The following is a 16,216-nucleotide window of genomic DNA, read 5'->3' as shown; positions in this document are numbered from 1 at the left end:
CAGGATCACGATGCGATGACGGGCGCACCGTGTCCGTGATCGGGCTCTCCTCCTTCCGGCGTCTTCGTCTGGCGTGCGGTTCGGGGCTGGACGCGCCCTGGTGTCGGGGTGCTGTGTCCTGGTGTCTCGGGGCGCGCGGTGTTGTGGTGCGCGCAGTGTTGTGGTGCGCGCGGTGTTTGGGGTCTCGGGTGCGTTGACGTCTCGGGTCCGTTGACGTCTCGGGTGCGCCGATGCCTCGGGTGGGTCGGGTGTGCGTGCTGGCTCTGGGGTGTGTGCTGGTGCCTCGGTGCGTCTGATGTTGCGGATGCGCCTTTCAGGCCGGCTCACGACCGGTCTTCGGGTGTCCTGGCCGTTCTTGCTCGGGGTGCCGGTCCTCAGGCTGTCGCTCACGAGCTGCTGTGTTCTAGGCCGCCAGTGTCTGAGGTGGGTCGCTGGGGCGGCGAGCCCGCGGGGCCGTGGGCCTGTGGGGCGCCTCCCGGCGTGGCCGGACCGTGATGGGTGGATCGGCTGCCGGACCGACCTTGAGGCAGGCTGCCCGGTCTGTGCCGGGGAGGGGGCCCACCTTCAGGCGGGTGACGCGGCCCGAGCCGGTGGTGCGCGGCACGTTTCGGTTCGCGGGACGGGGGCTGTGGGTGGTTGGGCGGGCAGCGGCGCGTGGGCCACCGAAGGGGCCAGAGGTCGAGGCGGGCGGATGCTCGTCGCAGGGGGTGAGGCGGATCTTCAGAGGAGGGGCGCCGGGGAAGGACGAGGGGTCCGGGCCGTCGATCCGGAGGTGATCGTCGATCAGGCGCGTCGTCGCGTGCGGGTGGGCGGCGAGGAAGGCCAGGTGCTCGGTGACGAGCCGATCGGCCACGGTGCGCAGGAGGGTGATGGCGCACAGGGTGTGGGTGCACGGGGCGCCGTCGAGGGTGATCTCGGGGAGGGCGAAACGGCGGAGTCCTCGGGAGGTGATGTGCGGGAACCCTCGCGAGGTGACGTCGGGGAAACCGCGCGAGGTGATGTGGGGGAACGCTTGCGAGACGTGCGGGAGGGTGTGCGGCGGTCTGTGCGACGGTTGGTGTGCGGGGATCACGCGGGGCCGGCATGACGGCTGCTGTGCGGTGGGCGCGTGTGGTGGCTCGCTCGCCAAGGGGCGAGGGGAGGCTGGGGTGGGGTGGTGGACGTCCCAGCCCAGCCAGTCGTCGGCCAGCCGGAACCTGGACGGCTCGTTGGGGCAGTGGTCGCAGAGCGGCACCGTCGTGCCCGCCAGCGGGTCGATGACCAGGCCGCCGCCGGCGTGGGCCAGGGCGCGGGCCGCGGCGCGAGCGACCTGGGCACCGGCGGGCAGCGTGCGCGGGGATGCGCTGGAGGTGACGACGACGTGTTGCCGGGTGCGGCGGAGAAGATGCCGCTCGTCGTCGGTGAGGGTGAGGTCGCCGGGGCTCCAAGGCGATCGGTGGTGGGTGACGCTCAGCCACGGGGTGCCGAAGGCGCTCATCGCCGCCCGCCGGTAGGGCGGGCCGACGCGCCAGGGCACCACGGACTCGACGGGACAGGGCATGCGCTCCACCGCTACGACGAAGAGGCAGCGCAGCGTGCGGGGCAGTGCGAGGGCGATCTTCATGTGTGGGCCTCCGGGATGGTGAGGCCCTCAGCATGGAGAACGAGCGGGTGGGGTGGCGGGGGTGAACGGGGTTCTGTGGATGGGGGCGGGTGGTTGGTCAGCCGCCTGTGGACGACGAGCCGGCGTGGCGGCCCGGGTCGAGCGGCGTCAGACGGCCCGGGTCAGACCGCCCAGGTCGGACGGCCCGGGTCGAGCGGCGTCAGACGGCCCGGGTCAGGCCCGGGTCAAGCGGCGTCAGACGGCCCGGGTCAGGCCCGGGTCGAGCGGCGTCAGACGGCCCGGGTCAGGCCCGGGTCAGGGGTGGGGCGGCAGATGGCAAGGCTCTGGGCCGGGAGCCGCAGCCCGTCCTGCTCCAGTGACACCGGCTCGTCCGAGGCCAGCAGGACGCTCCCCCCGCGCACCGGCACCGTCACCGGCTCATCGCCGAAGTTCACCGCCACGCACACCTCCCCCCGCCACATGGCCAGCCAGTCGCCCTCCGGATCCGTCTCCACCCGCACCCGGTCCAGGCGCGGGTCCGAAAGCTCCGGCAGCGCCTTGCGCAGCGCGATCAGGTCGCGGTACCAGCACAGCAGCGACCAGTGCGCCTCCTCCTTCAGCTCCGCCCAGTCGAGCTTCGACATGAGGAACGTCTCCTCGCTGGAGGGGTTGGGCGCCTCCCAGGCGTACCCGAACCCCTCGAACTCCGTCTCCCTGCGCCCGCCCTCGCTCTCGCGCAGGTGCGGCTCGACGTGGTCGGAGAAGAACAGGAACGGCGAGCGCGCCCCCCACTCCTCCCCCATGAACAGCATCGGCGTGAACGGCGAGGTCAGCAGCAGGCCGGCGCCGAGCGTGAGCGCGGCGGGCGGCAGCCGGTCGCCGGCGGGGCGGTTGCCGATCTGGTCGTGGTTCTGCAGGCAGGCGACCAGCCGGTGGCCGGGCACACCGGTGTACGGGCTGCCGTGCGAGCGCTGCCGGAAGCTGGAGTGGCCGCCGTCGTGGAGGACGCCCGAGGTCAGCACCTTGGCCAGGGCCTCCAGCCCGACGAAGTCGCCGTAGTAGCCGTGCGTCTCGCCGCTGACGGCGGTGTGCAGGACGTGGTGGACGTCGTCGTTCCACTGCGCGGTCATGCCGAGGCCGCCGGCGTCGAGCGGGCGGACCATGCGCGGGTCGTTCAGGTCGGACTCGGCGATCAGCGACAGCGGGCGGCCGACCGCGCAGGCGAGCGCGTCGACCTCCGCCGACAGCTCGGCCAGCAGGTGGGTGGCCCGCTTGTCGTGCAGGGCGTGCACGGCGTCCAGCCGGAGCCCGTCGATGTGGTAGTCGCGCAGCCACTGGATCGCGTTGCCGATGAAGTAGCGGCGCACCTCGTCGGAGCCCGGCCCGTCGAGGTTGACCGCCTCGCCCCAGTAGCTCCCGGCGAATCCGGAGAAGTACGGTCCGAACGGGTGCAGGAAGTTGCCCGACGGCCCGAGGTGGTTGTAGACCACGTCGAGGATGACGCCGAGCCCGTGCCGGTGGCAGGCGTCCACGAACGACTTGAGCCCGTCGGGCCCCCCGTACGTCTCGTTGACCGCGTACAGGTCGACCCCGTCGTAGCCCCAGTTGCGCCCGCCGGGCACCGGGGCGACGGGCATGACCTCGACGAAGTCGACGCCCAGCTCGACCAGGTGCTCCAGCCGGTCGATGGCCGCCTCGAACGTGCCGCCCTGCGTGAACGTGCCGATGTGCAGCTCGTAGATGACGGCCCCGCGCAGGTCGCGGCCGGTCCACTCGTCGTCGGACCACGTGTAGCGCCCGTGGTCGTAGACGGCGCTGGGCCCGAAGATCCCTTCGGGCTGCCGCCGGGAGCGCGGGTCGGGGTACGGTCCGCCGCCGTCGACCACGTACCCGTAGCGGGTGCCGTGGGCGGCCTCGGGGACGTCGAGCGCCCACCAGCCGTCCGGCAGCGGGGACATGGCCCTCCGCCCGCCCAGAACGTCGACCTCGACGGCCGTGGCCTTCGGTGCCCACACCTCAAAGATCATGTCTCTCCAGGAGTGCGACGGGATACTGGTGGAGGAGGTGGGCCAGCGGCACCCGGCCGGTGTAGAGGCCGCCCGTGAGCAGCTCGCGCCAGTTGCCCGGCGGCAGGGTGAGCGTGGTGGCCCCCCAGCCGCCACGCCGTTCGAGGCCCACCGGGAGCCGGGTGGCGACCGCGACCGCGCGGGCCCGCTCCCCCTGGCTGCGGGCGAAGGCGACGGCGTGCTCCGCCGCCTCGCCGTCCGCCTGGAGCGGCGTGTACGGCGCCGCCGGCCCGAGCCTGCGCCGCAGCCGCAGCGCCTGGCCGGTGACCAGCAGCTTGGCCGCGTCCCACGCCGAGGCGGGTGTGCGCGGGTAGCTCACCGGCCGCCGGTTGTCCGGGTCGACCAGCGAGAAGTCGGTCGTCTCGTTGCCCTGGTAGACGTCCGGCACGCCGGGCATCATGAGCTGCACGAGCTTGGCCCCGAGCGAGTTGGACATGGCGTACGGCTCGATCCGCTCGGCGAACTCCCCGACGGGCAGCTTCACGGCCGCCTCGGCGAACTCGCGCAGCCGCCGCTCGTAGCCGGGGTCGGGGTTGACCCAGGAGATGGCGGTCTTGGCCTCACGGGCCGCCTTGAGCAGGTAGCCGGCGAACCGCTCGGCGGAGACGGGCCAGGCGGCCATGAGGTTCTGCCAGGCCAGGCAGTCGAGGCGCGGGTCCAGCCGCACGATCTGCGACCAGGCGGTGACCGTCTCCGCCCACTCCTGCGGCAGCTCCGACAGCACCGACAGCCGGGCCCGTACGTCCTCCGACCGCTTGGTGTCGTGCGTGGACAGCGTGGTCATCGAGTGGGGCGGCATGCTGGCGCAGAACTCGTGGAACTCCGCCACCTCGATCCCGAACGCGTCCGGCTCGCCGCCGACCTCGTTCAGGCAGGACAGCGGATACCACCGGTAGAGCGCGGTGTCCTCGACGCCCTTGGCCATGACGGGCCCGCACGCCTGCTGGAAGCGGATGACCAGCTCAGGCGGGCCGTGCAGGACCTGTTCGGCGAGGCGGCGGGCGGCGGGCGAGCACGCGGCCGCCGCCTGTCGGACGATCTCGGCCGACTCGGGCGGCGGCGGCTCGCCCGGCACCGCGTACGCCCGGTAGACCGGCATGGCGGCCAGCAGCTCGGCCACCGTCTCCGGCTCGCAGGAGGCGAGCTGGGCCAGCCGCTTCACCTCGGCCCCGAAGAACAGGTCGATCACCTCGCGCTTGGCCCGCGCCACCACCGGCAGGTAGTCGCCGGGTTCGCCGGTCAGCCGGGTGAACAGCTCGACCAGCGGCTCCTTGCCCGCCGGGTCGACGAACAGGCGGTTGACCCGGTTGAGCACCTCGTAACCGGTGGTGCCGTCGCACGGCCAGTCGGCCGGCAGCCGCTCCTCGCCGATGAGGATCTTCTCCACGACCGTCCAGGCGCCGCCCGTGCGGGCGCGCAGCCGCCGGAGGTAGCCGCGCGGGTCGGCCAGGCCGTCGGGGTGGTCGACGCGCAACCCGTCGATCAGCCCCTCGTCCAGCAGCCAGAAGATCACCTCGTGCGTGGCGAAGAACACCGCCGGGTCCTCCACGCGCAGCCCGATCAGCGTGGAGACGTCGAAGAAGCGCCGATAGCCGGGCCCCTCACGCCAGTCGACCAGCCGGTAGTGGCCGGGATGGGGGAAGGTGTGCTCGTGGTAGCGCAGCACGTCGCCGTCCGCGACGGGCTCGGTGTCGTCGCCGAGCACCGGCAGCGCCACCTTGCCGCCGTCCCACTCGATGTCGAACCAGCTCGCGTACGCCGAGCCGGGGCCGTCGCGGAGCACCTCCCAAAAGCGTGGGTTGGTGGTGTTCATGTGGTTGGGCACGATGTCGACCACCACGCCGAGGTCGTGCGCGGCGAGCTGTTCGGCCATCTCGCGGAACCCCTTGGCGCCGCCGAACTCCTCGCGGATGCGCGAGTGGTCGGTGACGTCGTAGCCGTGCAGCGAGCCGGGGTTGGCCTGCAGGATGGGCGACAGGTAGACGTGGCTGACGCCGAGGTCGCGCAGGTAGCCGGCGATCTCGGCGACCTGCGCGAACCCGAAGTCGGGGGTCAGCTGGACCCGGTAGGTCGAGATGGGCCTAGACACGGCGCAGCACCCGCACGCTGCGGCCGGGGACGTCCACGGCCTCGCCCGCCCGGCTCAGGCGGACGTCCAGGATGATCGGCATGGCCGTGTCGATCTCCGTCTGCCACATGTCTCCGTAGTCCTTCGGAATCGTGAACGCGATCGTGTCGTGGTGGGCGTTGAACAGCAACAGGAACGAGTCGTCGCGGATCGGCCTGCCGCGCCGGTCGGGCTCGGTGATGGCGTCGCCGTTGAGGAAGACGGCCAGTGACTTGGCGTATCCGACGTTCCAGTCGGCGTCGGTCATCTCCTCACCGGACGGGGTGAGCCAGGCGATGTCGCTCAGCCCGCGTACCGGCTTGCCGTAGAAGAACCTCCTGCGCCTGAACACCTGGTGCTTCTTGCGCAGCTCGGCGAGGCGTTGGGTGAACTCCAGCAGCAGCCAGTTCTCGCGCACGTCGGACCAGTCGACCCAGGTCAGCTCGTTGTCCTGGCAGTAGCCGTTGTTGTTGCCCTGCTGGGTGCGGCCCAGCTCGTCGCCGTGCGAGAGCATCGGCACGCCCTGCGACAGGAACAGCGTGGTCAGGAAGTTGCGCTTCTGCTGCTCGCGCAGCGACTCGATGGCGAGGTCGGCCGGGCCTTCCGCGCCGCAGTTCCAGGAGCGGTTGTCGTCGGTGCCGTCGCGGTTGCCCTCCTTGTTGGCCTCGTTGTGCTTGTGGTCGTAGGAGACGAGGTCCTGCAGGGTGAAGCCGTCGTGGCAGGTGACGAAGTTGATGGAGGCGGCGGGCCGGCGCATGTCGTCCTGGTAGAGGTCGCTGGAGCCGGTGAACCGGGAGCCGAACTCGGGCAGCGTGGCCGGTCGGCCGCGCCACAGGTCGCGGATGGTGTCGCGGTAGCGGCCGTTCCACTCGGTCCAGCGGGAGGGGAAGTTGCCGACCTGGTAGCCGCCCGGCCCCACGTCCCACGGCTCGGCGATCAGCTTGACCTGCGACAGCACCGGGTCCTGCTGCACCAGGTCGAAGAACGCGCTCAGCCGGTCGACCTCGTGCAGCTCGCGCGCCAGGGTCGAGGCCAGGTCGAAGCGGAAGCCGTCGACGTGCATCTCGGTCACCCAGTAGCGCAGCGAGTCCATGATCATCTGCAGGACGTGCGGGGAGCGCATGAGCAGGCTGTTGCCGGTGCCCGTGGTGTCCATGTAGTGGCGCGGATCGCCGTCGACGAGCCGGTAGTAGTCGGGGTTGTCGATGCCCTTGAACCCGAGCGTCGGCCCGAGGTGGTTGCCCTCCGCCGTGTGGTTGTAGACCACGTCGAGGATGACCTCGATGCCCGCCTCGTGCAGGGCGCGGACCATCGCCTTGAACTCCAGCACCTGGCCGCCGCGCTGCCCCTGGCTGGAGTAGCTGTTGTGCGGGGCGAAGAAGCCGATCGAGTTGTAGCCCCAGTAGTTGGTCAGTCCGCGTTCCTCCAGCACGTGGTCGGTGACGAACTGGTGCACCGGCATCAGCTCCAGCGCGGTCACGCCGAGCTTGGTCAGGTGGTCGAGGATCTCCGGGTGGCCGAGGGCGGCGTACGTGCCGCGCAGGTGCTCGGGGATCTTGGGGTGCTGGATCGTCAGGCCGCGCACGTGCGCCTCGTAGATCACGGTGTCGTGGTACGGGACGGCCGGCGGCCTGTCGTGGCCCCACCCGAAGAACGGGTTGATCACGATGGAGCGGGGCATGTAGGGCGCCGAGTCGAGGTCGTTGCGCGAGTCGGGCTGCCCGAAGCGGTAGCCGTAGACCGCCTCGTTCCAGGTGACGCCGCCTTCGATCGCCGTGGCGTACGGGTCGAGCAGCAGCTTGGCCGGGTTGCAGCGCAGGCCGCGCGCCGGATCGTACGGGCCGTGCACCCGGTAGCCGTAGCGCTGGCCCGGACCGATGCCGGGCAGGTAGCCGTGCCAGATGAAGCCGTCGACCTCGGTGAGCGCCACGCGCGACTCGTTGTTGCCCTCGTCGAACAGGCACAGCTCCACCTTGTCGGCGACCTCGGTGTAGAGCGAGAAGTTGGTGCCGGCGCCGTCATAGGTCGCGCCGAGAGGATAGGGGTCTCCCGGCCACACTTCGATCATCGAGGCTCCCTTGCCGTTCTTCCCCATGGTGCGTTCCCCTGATCTGCCCGACAAGCCCGCCGCTCCGTGGGCCGAACAGGTTCTTCCCCGAAGTCGGCGGGTTAGCCCGGTCACCTGGGCGTAGCCGAGCCGCCTCCGACGGGATCGAGTCCGGCGCGTTCGACGCCGTCCGTCCGCGTTTGACCCTTCCGGTCCCGGTCACTTGACGACTCATGGGAGGTTTCAAGAAGTTCCTGTTACGCGGCAACATCGTCGAGCTGGCCGTCGCGGTGATCGTCGGGGCCACGTTCAGCGGTCTGGTGCAGGCCCTCGTCCGCGATCTCGTCACCCCGCTGATCGGGGCCGTCACGGGCGGGAGGGAGCCGGACTTCGCCCAGTACTCCTTCACCGTCAACGGCAGCGAGTTCAGGTACGGCGACTTCCTCAACCACCTGATCAGCTTCCTGATCATCGCCGCGGTGGTCTACTGGCTCGTCGTCCTGCCGATGACCCGGCTGGTCAGCCTGTTCGACAGGAACAAGGAGGCCACGACCAAGCAGTGCCCGGAGTGCCTGAGCGACGTGCCCGCGGAGGCACGCAGGTGCGCGCACTGCACGGTCGAGCTGGTGCCCCGGTCGGAGCAACCCCTGGCCTAGTTCGCAGCGGGATCGCCTGCCGTACCGGCGATGGGGGGTTTTGGCCGGTTGTGGGCTTCAAGGCGACCAAGGGTTGGGCAGGATGGGCGGGGTGAGCGTTGAGTTGATGGTCTGGGACGAGCCCGTGCCGATCACCAGGGACCAGGCGCGGGCCACCTATCTGGCGGTCAGGAAGAGCCGGCCCGTGACGGGCGCGGTGCCGGAGGTGGCCAAGGAACTGCCGGGGCTCGTCACCGTCTTTCCCGGCCACGTGCTGGTGACCATGGACCTGGAGTCCATGGACGAGATATCCGGTCAGGTGTTCGCGGTGGCCCGCGCGCACGGCATGGTCTGCTACGACCCGCAGCGCGACCTGGTGCACAACGTGGCCCCGCTCGGGATCTACCAGGACATGCAGCTCCACACCGGCGACGGCATGATCGTGCACGACCCCGACCTGGGCCTGGTGCACGACGTGCTGGGCACGCTCTCGGCGCAGAACCCCTTCGCGGCGCTGGTCGCCTTCGGGCGGCACTTCCTGCAGGTGTCGCCCGGCGGCGACCAGCCCGACGCGGGCTACGAGGTGGAGTACAAGGAGGGCACGATGGTGCGCACCCTGCTGCCCGACCTGGCCGACGTGCGGCGGGCCTTCCACGAGTACGCCACCGGCGACCGGGGTTTCCTGTCACGCCATGCGTGGTCCTGACGCTCCGGTGCGGCCGTGGCAGGATCGTGCGGCATGAGAACCCACTACCCGCCCATCGAGCCGTACGACTCCGGCCTGCTCGACGTCGGTGACGGCGAGCGGATCTACTGGGAGGTGTGCGGCAACCCCGACGGCAAGCCGGCCGTCATGCTGCACGGCGGCCCCGGCGGCGGCTGCACCGCCAAGCACCGCCGCCAATGGGACCCCGAACGCTACCGGGTGGTCCTGTTCGACCAGCGCAACTGCGGGCGCAGCCGGCCGCACGCCGCCGACCCGGGCACCTCACTGGCGGACAACACCACCTGGCACCTGGTCGCCGACATGGAACGGCTGCGCGAGCACCTGGGGATCGACCGGTGGCAGGTGTTCGGCGGGTCGTGGGGCAGCGCGCTCGCCCTGGCGTACGCGCAGACGCACCCCGAGCGGACGACGGAGCTGGTGCTGCGCGGCATCTTCACGCTGCGCCCGCACGAGCTGCGCTGGTTCTACCAGGAGGGCGCCTCCTACCTCTTCCCCGACCGGTGGGAGGCGTTCACGGCGCCGATCCCGGAGGAGGAGCGCGGCGACCTGCTGGCCGCCTACCACCGGCGGCTGGAGGGCGGCGACCCCGAGGCGCGGCTGGCGGCGGCCCGGGCGTGGGCGCAGTGGGAGGCCGGCACGGTGACGCTGCTGCCCGACCCCGAGCTGGTCGAGGAGTTCGGCGAGGAGCGCATGGCGCTGGCCTTCTCCCGGATCGAGAACCACTACTTCACGCACCTGGGCTGGTTCGAGCCTGAGCAGCTCATCCGCGACGTCGGCAAGGTCCGGCACATCCCGGCGGTCATCGTCCAGGGCCGCTACGACGCCTGCACGCCCATGACCACGGCCTGGGACCTGCACAGGGCGTGGCCGGAGGCGGAGTTCCACGTCGTGGACGACGCGGGGCACGCCGCCACGGAGCCGGGCATCGTGCACCGGCTCATCGAGGCGACAGACGGCTTCGCGCGAGCCGCACGGCCGGTGTGACGGCGCCGACCAGCAGCAGCGCGAACAGCGGCGCCAGCGTCAGGCCGGCGAGGAAGCCCCCGGCCACGTCGTGCGGGTAGTGCACGCCGACGAACACCCGCGAGAACGCCATGACCGCCGCCAGCGGCAGCACCACCCAGGCCAGGGCCCGCCAGGCCAGGACGAGGGTGCCGGCCGCCCCGGCGGCGATCACGGCGTGGTTGCTGGGGAACGACCAGTCGTCGGAGGGCGGGCAGACGGCGATCGTGGTGACGCCCCGGCAGGGGCGGTCCTCCCGCACGAGGAGCTTCACGACCTCGCTGACCACGTACGCGCAGACGATCCCGGCCGGGCCGGCGATCGCGATGGCCAGGTCGCGGGCGGGGGCGTGGCGCGCCCGCCACCAGCACAGCAGGAACAGCCCCGCGAAGACGAACAGCCCCGCGTCGGTCCCCACCTCGGCGAAGGTGTGGAGCCAGCCGGGCGTGCTGAGGGCGAAGTCGACGATGTCGCGGTACACACATGTCCAATCGATGAATGAGGCGTGGACACGACCTTACGGAAGATCATGAGTGGTCGTGTCGGCCTCCCGGCCCATCCGGGTCGGTCATCCGGCCGATTCGGGATGCGCCTCAGACTGGACGATCGTCACGGGCGTCCTCAGCCGGCGCCCCGCAGAGAGCGTGACCGGGTGATGGTCCGCTCGTACAGCTCCAGGTAGCGCTCCCCCATGACACTCGGGGAGAAGCGGCGGCGGGCCTCCCGGCGGCACTCCTCGGGGTCGATCTCGTCGGCCCGCAGCAGCCACTCGGCCAGTTCCTCCTCGGTGTCGGCGAGGAAGCCCGTGCGGCCGTGCTCGACGATCTCGGGCAGGCAGCCGCGGCGCAGGCCCACCGGCGGCACCCCGAGGGCCAGGGCCTCCACGACGGCCGTGCCGCCGGGCTCGTCCCACTGGATGGGGAAGAGCGCGGCCCGCGCGGAGGCGTAGAGGTCGTCGCGCTCCCGCCCGCCGACCGCGCCGATCCACCGGACCATGTCGCCGTCGAGGTAGGGTGCGACCACGTCGGCGTGGTAGCGCACGTCGGGGTGCCCGTGCAGCGGATGGTAGGGGTCCTGTGTCACGGTCTCCAGGTCGGCCTGCGTGCCGAGGCCGCTCACTGGACCGGCCAGGACCAGGGGGAGCCCCAGCTTCTGGCAGACGCGGGCGGCCACGTGCTGGCCCTTGAGCCGGCAGACGCGGCCCATGACCACGAAGTGCTCGCCGCGTTCGGCCCGCACGTCGCGGTCCGCGAGCGGGGAGGCGAGGTGGACCGCGCCCAGTGACGCGTTGCGCAGCGCCTCGGGGGCGCGGCGCAGCTGTGACTCCGAGACGCCGTTGACGGCGATCGACTGCGGGAAGTCGCCGTAGAACGCCGCGTGCTTGTGCAGGTCCCAGTGCAGGGTGTGCAGGACGGGCGGCCCGTCCAACGCGGCCAGCACGGCCGGCCCGACGACCTCGAGGTGGTCGTGCACGAGGTCCACGTCGTCGCGGCGGCGCAGCTCCTCGACGACGCGCGCCTGGTGCGCGTGGGCGATGCCCATGACCTGGTTGTACGGCTTCTGCAGGTCGCCGAACTGGCCGGTGTCGTAGACGCTGACGAGTTCGTCCACCTCCAGGGTGCTGGACCCGACGGAGGCGAGGATCACCCGCACGCCCCGCTCGCGCAGGGCGGGCACCAGTGTGGCGACCACGTTCTCGATGCCGCCGTAACCGGGGGGCGGGACCTCCAGCCAGGGGCCCGCGTTGATGAGCACGTTCACGCGACATCCTCCTCGAACAGCAGGGAGGCGAGCGGCGGCCGCTCGGCCACGGACACGTCCACCAGGTCCGGCCGGCCGTCGAGCCCGAACTGCAGCAGGGTCCGGGACGGCGGCTCCGACGACAGGACCCGGCCCTGCCGTTCGAGCCTGGACCAGGCGGTCAGCGTGATCTGCCCGGCCATCCGGCCGAGCGCGGTGGTCGACTGGTGGGAGTGCGTCCGGGTGCCCAGGTCCACCTGGGCCATCGCGTCGAGCCCGACCAGGTCCAGCAGGTCCACCAGCATCCCGAACTCGACGCCGTACTCGGTGACGAACGGCACCTGGGCCAGGACCTCGCGGCGGGCTGCGTACTCCCCGCCGAGCGGCTGGTGGAAGCCGGCCAGCTCGGGCCAGAACAGGTTGATGAGCGGCCTGGCCACCAGCTCGGTGACCCGCCCCCCGTCGCCGCGCCTGGCCACCCCGTCGTCCCCGATCAGGGGCCGCTCGTAGGCGCCCTTGACGAAGTGGACGGCGGGATCGGTGAGCAGCGGCCCGAGCAGGCCGGTCACGAAGTGGGCCCCGAAGTCGCGCAGGTCGGAGTCGACGAACACGACGATGTCGCCGTGGGAGGCGGCCAGGCCCTTCCACAGCGCCTCGCCCTTGCCGGTGAGCCTGGGCAGGTGCGTGAGGACCGCGTCCTGCGCCACCACGCGCGCGCCCGCGGCGGCCGCCTTGATGGCGGTCGCGTCGGTGCAGTTGGAATCGACGACGAGAATCTCGTCCACGAGCGGTGTCCGCTCGACGAGCTCGCGGCGGATCACGGTGATGATGTCACCGACAGTGCTTTCCTCGTTACGAGCCGGCAGCACGACGCTCACCGTGGTCGTTCCCTTGGCTCGCAGAAGGGCGTCGGGAGACCAGTCCTCAGCGGTGCTCGAGTGAGGCCCGTACCATTCCCTTACCCTGGCCAAGGCCCGCGGATCTCTCTCCATGCAGTAGCCCCGATCTGACGTCGTCACGGTCGGCGACATATTCCCTGAGGGCGAGAGTTCGAACATCGTTGTTTGAGCGCGCGCTGTCGTGGGATATGCCGGACTGTGTCCCCAATCATTCGTGTCGGCATCATCGGTGCCGGTAACGTAGCCGCTCGCCATGCAGACGTACTGTCCGGCTTTCCCGACGTGACGATCGCTGGGATCGCCGACACTGATCTGCGAAGAGCTGAAGCCCTCGCTTTACGGCACGGCTCCCCCGCATATGGCGGCCATGCCGATCTTCTGGATGCCGGCGATCTGGACGCTGTCTTCGTATGTGTGCCACCTTTTGCGCACGGTAAACCGGAACATGATGTTCTGTCCTGTAATCTCCCGATATTTGTAGAAAAGCCGCTGTCACTTAACCTCGAAACCGCAAAAAACATCGCAGCCGAAATCGAGCGGCGCGGACTGCCGTCAGCCGTCGGCCACCACTGGCGCTATCTCGACATCGTCGAGCGGGCCCGCGACCTGCTGGCCGGCCGTCCGGTGCGGCTGGCCATCGGGCACTGGCTCGACAAGGTGCCGCCGGTCGGCTGGTGGCTCGACCCCGCCCTGTCCGGCGGGCAGGTCGTCGAGCAGGCCGTGCACGTCCTCGACCTGGCGCGGCTGCTGGTAGGCGAGGTGGAGATGGTGCATGCCGTGCCCGCCGTGAACGGGGTGGACGGCGAGGTGGACCGGGCCGTCGCCGCCGTGCTGCGCTTCACCGGCGGGGCGACCGGCATGCTGGCCACCACCTGCCTGCTGCGCCACAAGCACCGGGTCGGGCTGGAGGTGCACGCCGACGGCATCGCGCTCGACCTCACCGAGACCCGGCTCACCGTGGACGGCGAGACGATCGTGCAGGACGACGGCCAGGCCAAGATCCGCGTCGCCCGCGCGTTCATCGACGCCGTGCGGGGCGGGGACGGTGACGTGCGGGTGCCGTACCACGAGGCGCTCAGGACGCACGAGCTGGCGCTGGCCGTCGCCCGGTCGGCGGCGCAGAGCAGGCCGGTCGAACTCGACGGACAGGGGGTCTCATGATCGAGGTGCTCAGCATCGAGTCTCCCGGCAAGGTGGCCCTGGTCGAGGAGCCGCTGCCGGAGGTGCCCAGGGGCGGCTTCCGGGTGGCCACCACCCACAGCGGCATCTCGGCGGGCACCGAACTCACCTACGTCAAGGGCGACAACCCCTACCTGAACGCCTCATGGGACGCGGCCCTCGGCCTGTTCGTGCCGGGGAGGCCCTCGGTCGCCTACCCGGTGCGCGGCATCGGCTACATGCAGGTGGGCATGGTCGTCGAGACCCGCACCCGGGCGGTGCGCGAGGGCGCGCTGGTGGCCATGACGTACGGCCACCGCACCGGCTACGTGGCCGACCCGATGGCCGACCGGTTCGTCGAGTTGCCCGACGACCTCGACCCGCTGCTCGGCGTCTACGTCGCCCACATGGGCCCGATCTGCGCCAACGGCCTGCTGCACGCCGCCGCCGACCTGCACGGGCCCGCCGTCCGCGACCTCGGCGACGGGGTGCGCGGCCGGCGCGTCGTGGTGGTGGGCGCCGGCGTGGTCGGCCTGCTGGTCGCCTCGTTCGCCCTGCAGTACGGCGCCGCGGAGGTCGTGGTGGTGGACGAGACCCCGTCCAGGCTGGCCATCGCCGAGGCGCTCGGCGCCGGCACGCTGGACTTCCAGGACGACCCCGCGGTCGAGCTCAAACGGCGCTGGCGCCACGGGCCCAACGACCGGGGCGCCGACGTGGTGTTCCAGTGCCGCGGCCAGACGCGGGCGCTGGCCCTGGCCCTGCGGGTGCTACGGCCCCAGGGCAGCGTGGTGGACCTCGCCTTCTACACCCAGGGCGCCGACGAGGTCCGGCTGGGCGAGGAGTTCCACCACAACGGGCTGACGCTGCGCTGCGCCCAGATCGGCAGGGTGCCGCGCGGCCTGGCCCACTCCTGGGACCGCGAGCGGCTCTCCCACGAGACGATCGCGCTGCTCAGGCGGCGCGGAGCGCTGCTACGTGAGCACGTGATCACTGACGTCGTCGGCTTCGCCGAGGCTCCCGAGCTGTTCGCCGACCTCGCGGCCCGCCGCAGGCACGCCGTCCAGGCCGTGCTCTGCGACAACGTCCAGGATGAGGGCGGCTGACCAGCTGAAGTCGTGGCAGCCGTGCCCCTGCAGGGTGAACGGGTCGAAGTACTCGCGAAAACCCGACGCGGCGATCGCCCTGATCATGCCCTCGGCCAGCGGCCCGGCCAGGTCGGGGCGGCGGCGGCGCAGCCCCTGCCAGATGAGCCAGCTCAGGTTGATCCAGCTCGGGCCGCGCCAGTAGCGGACCGGGTCGAACTCGGGCGCGGCCGGCGCGAAGCTCGACACGACGCCGTCCTTCAGACCGAACCTGTCGAGCGCGGTGCCGACCAGCTCGTTGACCAGGTCGCGCGGCAGGCCCGGCAGCATGAGCGGCACCAGCCCGGCGGCGCTGTTGGAGCGCAGCAGGCAGCCGGTGCGCACGTCGCGGGCGTGGAAGAGGCCGTCGTCGTAGAGGTGCTCGACCATCGCCTCGGTGATCGCGGCGGCCTCGCTCCGGTGCGGCTCCGGGTCCAGCCCGCACACCTTCGCGATCTTGGCGAGGGTGTGCTCCGCCACGCCGTACGCGGCGTTGAACAGGGGGTCCTCGACGCAGAACGCGCCCGCCCGGCGGTAGCCGGTGTCGCGGTAGGCGCGGGCGAGCGCGGCGTAGCGCGCGTAGTCGCGGTCGGTGGGCCGCTCGTCGGCGCTGATGTGGGCGAGGTCCCTGCGCCGCACGTCGGACGCGCCCACGTCCACGGCCGCCAGCGGCGCGTCCCAGGCCGGGCTGTTGTCCATGCCCGACTCCCAGGGGTGCACGATCGAGATCAGGCCCTCGGCCGAGCGGCGGGCGCCGCGCAGGAACTCCTGCTGGGCGACCAGACGCGGATAGATCCGGCGCAGGAACGCCGGGTCGGGCTCGGCCAGGTGGACCCGCCAGGCGGCCAGCGCGTGCACCGGCGGCTGCACGATGCCCGAGGTCGCCGCGCCGGACGGGGCCCGCACCTCCCAGAACTCCGGGCCGGGGAAGTAGGCCCGGTCGGGCACCGTGGGATTGAACACGATGTGCGGCACGCGGCCGTCACGCCACTGCGCGCCGAACAGCGTCAGCAGCTCCGCCCTGGCCCGGCGCGGCGACCACTGCGCGTTGCCGATCGCGATGAAGGCGGAGTCCCAGCTCCACTGGTGCGGGTAGAGCCGGCGCGAGGGCACGGTGTAGCTGCCGTCCCAG

The 16,216-nt window shown here is 71.5% G+C and carries 12 protein-coding genes and 1 pseudogene; 5 read left to right on the top strand and 8 right to left on the bottom strand.

The features are described 5' to 3' along the window. Positions 1-403 precede the first annotated feature (403 nt). From FHU36_RS37495 to glgX, 4 genes are all read right to left on the bottom strand, one after another. Positions 404-1,603 carry a hypothetical protein gene (locus FHU36_RS37495; RefSeq protein WP_185088770.1) on the bottom strand — a complete coding sequence of 400 codons (1,200 nt, stop codon included), beginning with the start codon at positions 1,601-1,603 and terminating at the stop codon, positions 404-406. A gap of 269 nt (positions 1,604-1,872) precedes the next feature. Continuing rightward, the gene (gene treZ, locus FHU36_RS37490; RefSeq protein ID WP_312892099.1) at positions 1,873-3,597 is read right to left on the bottom strand and encodes a malto-oligosyltrehalose trehalohydrolase; all 1,725 of its coding nucleotides are present in this window, start codon (positions 3,595-3,597) and stop codon (positions 1,873-1,875) included. Position 3,598: 1 nt separating this feature from the next. Next, the gene (gene treY, locus FHU36_RS37485; protein WP_185088767.1) at positions 3,599-5,737 is read right to left on the bottom strand and encodes a malto-oligosyltrehalose synthase; all 2,139 of its coding nucleotides are present in this window, start codon (positions 5,735-5,737) and stop codon (positions 3,599-3,601) included. After that, positions 5,730-7,823, bottom strand: a complete 2,094-nt coding sequence (glgX, locus tag FHU36_RS37480; protein WP_185088766.1) for a glycogen debranching protein GlgX — start codon at positions 7,821-7,823, stop codon at positions 5,730-5,732. The genes treY and glgX overlap by 8 nt, the downstream gene beginning before the upstream one ends. A gap of 212 nt (positions 7,824-8,035) precedes the next feature. Between glgX and mscL the strand changes: the two genes are divergently transcribed. From mscL to pip, 3 genes are all read left to right on the top strand, one after another. Then, on the top strand, positions 8,036-8,458 hold the full coding sequence (mscL, locus tag FHU36_RS37475) for a large conductance mechanosensitive channel protein MscL (protein WP_185088765.1): 423 nt from the start codon (positions 8,036-8,038) through the stop codon (positions 8,456-8,458). A gap of 82 nt (positions 8,459-8,540) precedes the next feature. Continuing rightward, positions 8,541-9,143, top strand: a complete 603-nt coding sequence (locus FHU36_RS37470; RefSeq protein WP_376774187.1) for a hypothetical protein — start codon at positions 8,541-8,543, stop codon at positions 9,141-9,143. A 33-nt stretch (positions 9,144-9,176) separates the two neighbouring features. Continuing rightward, on the top strand, positions 9,177-10,148 hold the full coding sequence (gene pip, locus FHU36_RS37465; RefSeq protein ID WP_185088764.1) for a prolyl aminopeptidase: 972 nt from the start codon (positions 9,177-9,179) through the stop codon (positions 10,146-10,148). Here pip and FHU36_RS37460 read toward each other — a convergent pair. From FHU36_RS37460 to FHU36_RS37450, 3 genes are all read right to left on the bottom strand, one after another. Then, the gene (locus tag FHU36_RS37460) at positions 10,102-10,647 is read right to left on the bottom strand and encodes a phosphatase PAP2 family protein (protein WP_185088763.1); all 546 of its coding nucleotides are present in this window, start codon (positions 10,645-10,647) and stop codon (positions 10,102-10,104) included. The genes pip and FHU36_RS37460 overlap by 47 nt on opposite strands. A gap of 140 nt (positions 10,648-10,787) precedes the next feature. Then, the gene (locus FHU36_RS37455; protein ID WP_185088762.1) at positions 10,788-11,927 is read right to left on the bottom strand and encodes a glycosyltransferase; all 1,140 of its coding nucleotides are present in this window, start codon (positions 11,925-11,927) and stop codon (positions 10,788-10,790) included. Further along, entirely contained in the window at positions 11,924-12,898 is a 975-nt protein-coding gene (locus tag FHU36_RS37450; protein WP_185088950.1) for a glucosyl-3-phosphoglycerate synthase, read from the bottom strand. The genes FHU36_RS37455 and FHU36_RS37450 overlap by 4 nt, the downstream gene beginning before the upstream one ends. Positions 12,899-13,003: 105 nt before the next feature. On the opposite strand from FHU36_RS37450, the gene FHU36_RS37445 reads away from it, so the two are divergent. Next, positions 13,004-13,966 carry a Gfo/Idh/MocA family protein gene (locus tag FHU36_RS37445; RefSeq protein WP_221497116.1) on the top strand — a complete coding sequence of 321 codons (963 nt, stop codon included), beginning with the start codon at positions 13,004-13,006 and terminating at the stop codon, positions 13,964-13,966. Then, positions 13,963-15,066, top strand: coding sequence for a zinc-dependent alcohol dehydrogenase (locus tag FHU36_RS37440; protein WP_185088761.1), 1,104 nt, complete (start codon positions 13,963-13,965; stop codon positions 15,064-15,066). The genes FHU36_RS37445 and FHU36_RS37440 overlap by 4 nt, the downstream gene beginning before the upstream one ends. A gap of 9 nt (positions 15,067-15,075) precedes the next feature. On the opposite strand, the pseudogene FHU36_RS46990 reads toward FHU36_RS37440, so the two are convergent. After that, positions 15,076-16,197 (bottom strand): annotated as a pseudogene (locus tag FHU36_RS46990) (MGH1-like glycoside hydrolase domain-containing protein); the annotation flags it as partial. Positions 16,198-16,216: the final 19 nt, after the last annotated feature.

Origin of the sequence: Nonomuraea muscovyensis (assembly GCF_014207745.1) — a bacterium.
In the GTDB taxonomy this organism is placed as follows: Bacteria; Actinomycetota; Actinomycetes; order Streptosporangiales; family Streptosporangiaceae; genus Nonomuraea; species Nonomuraea muscovyensis.
This window is presented reverse-complemented; position numbering and strand designations above follow the sequence as displayed.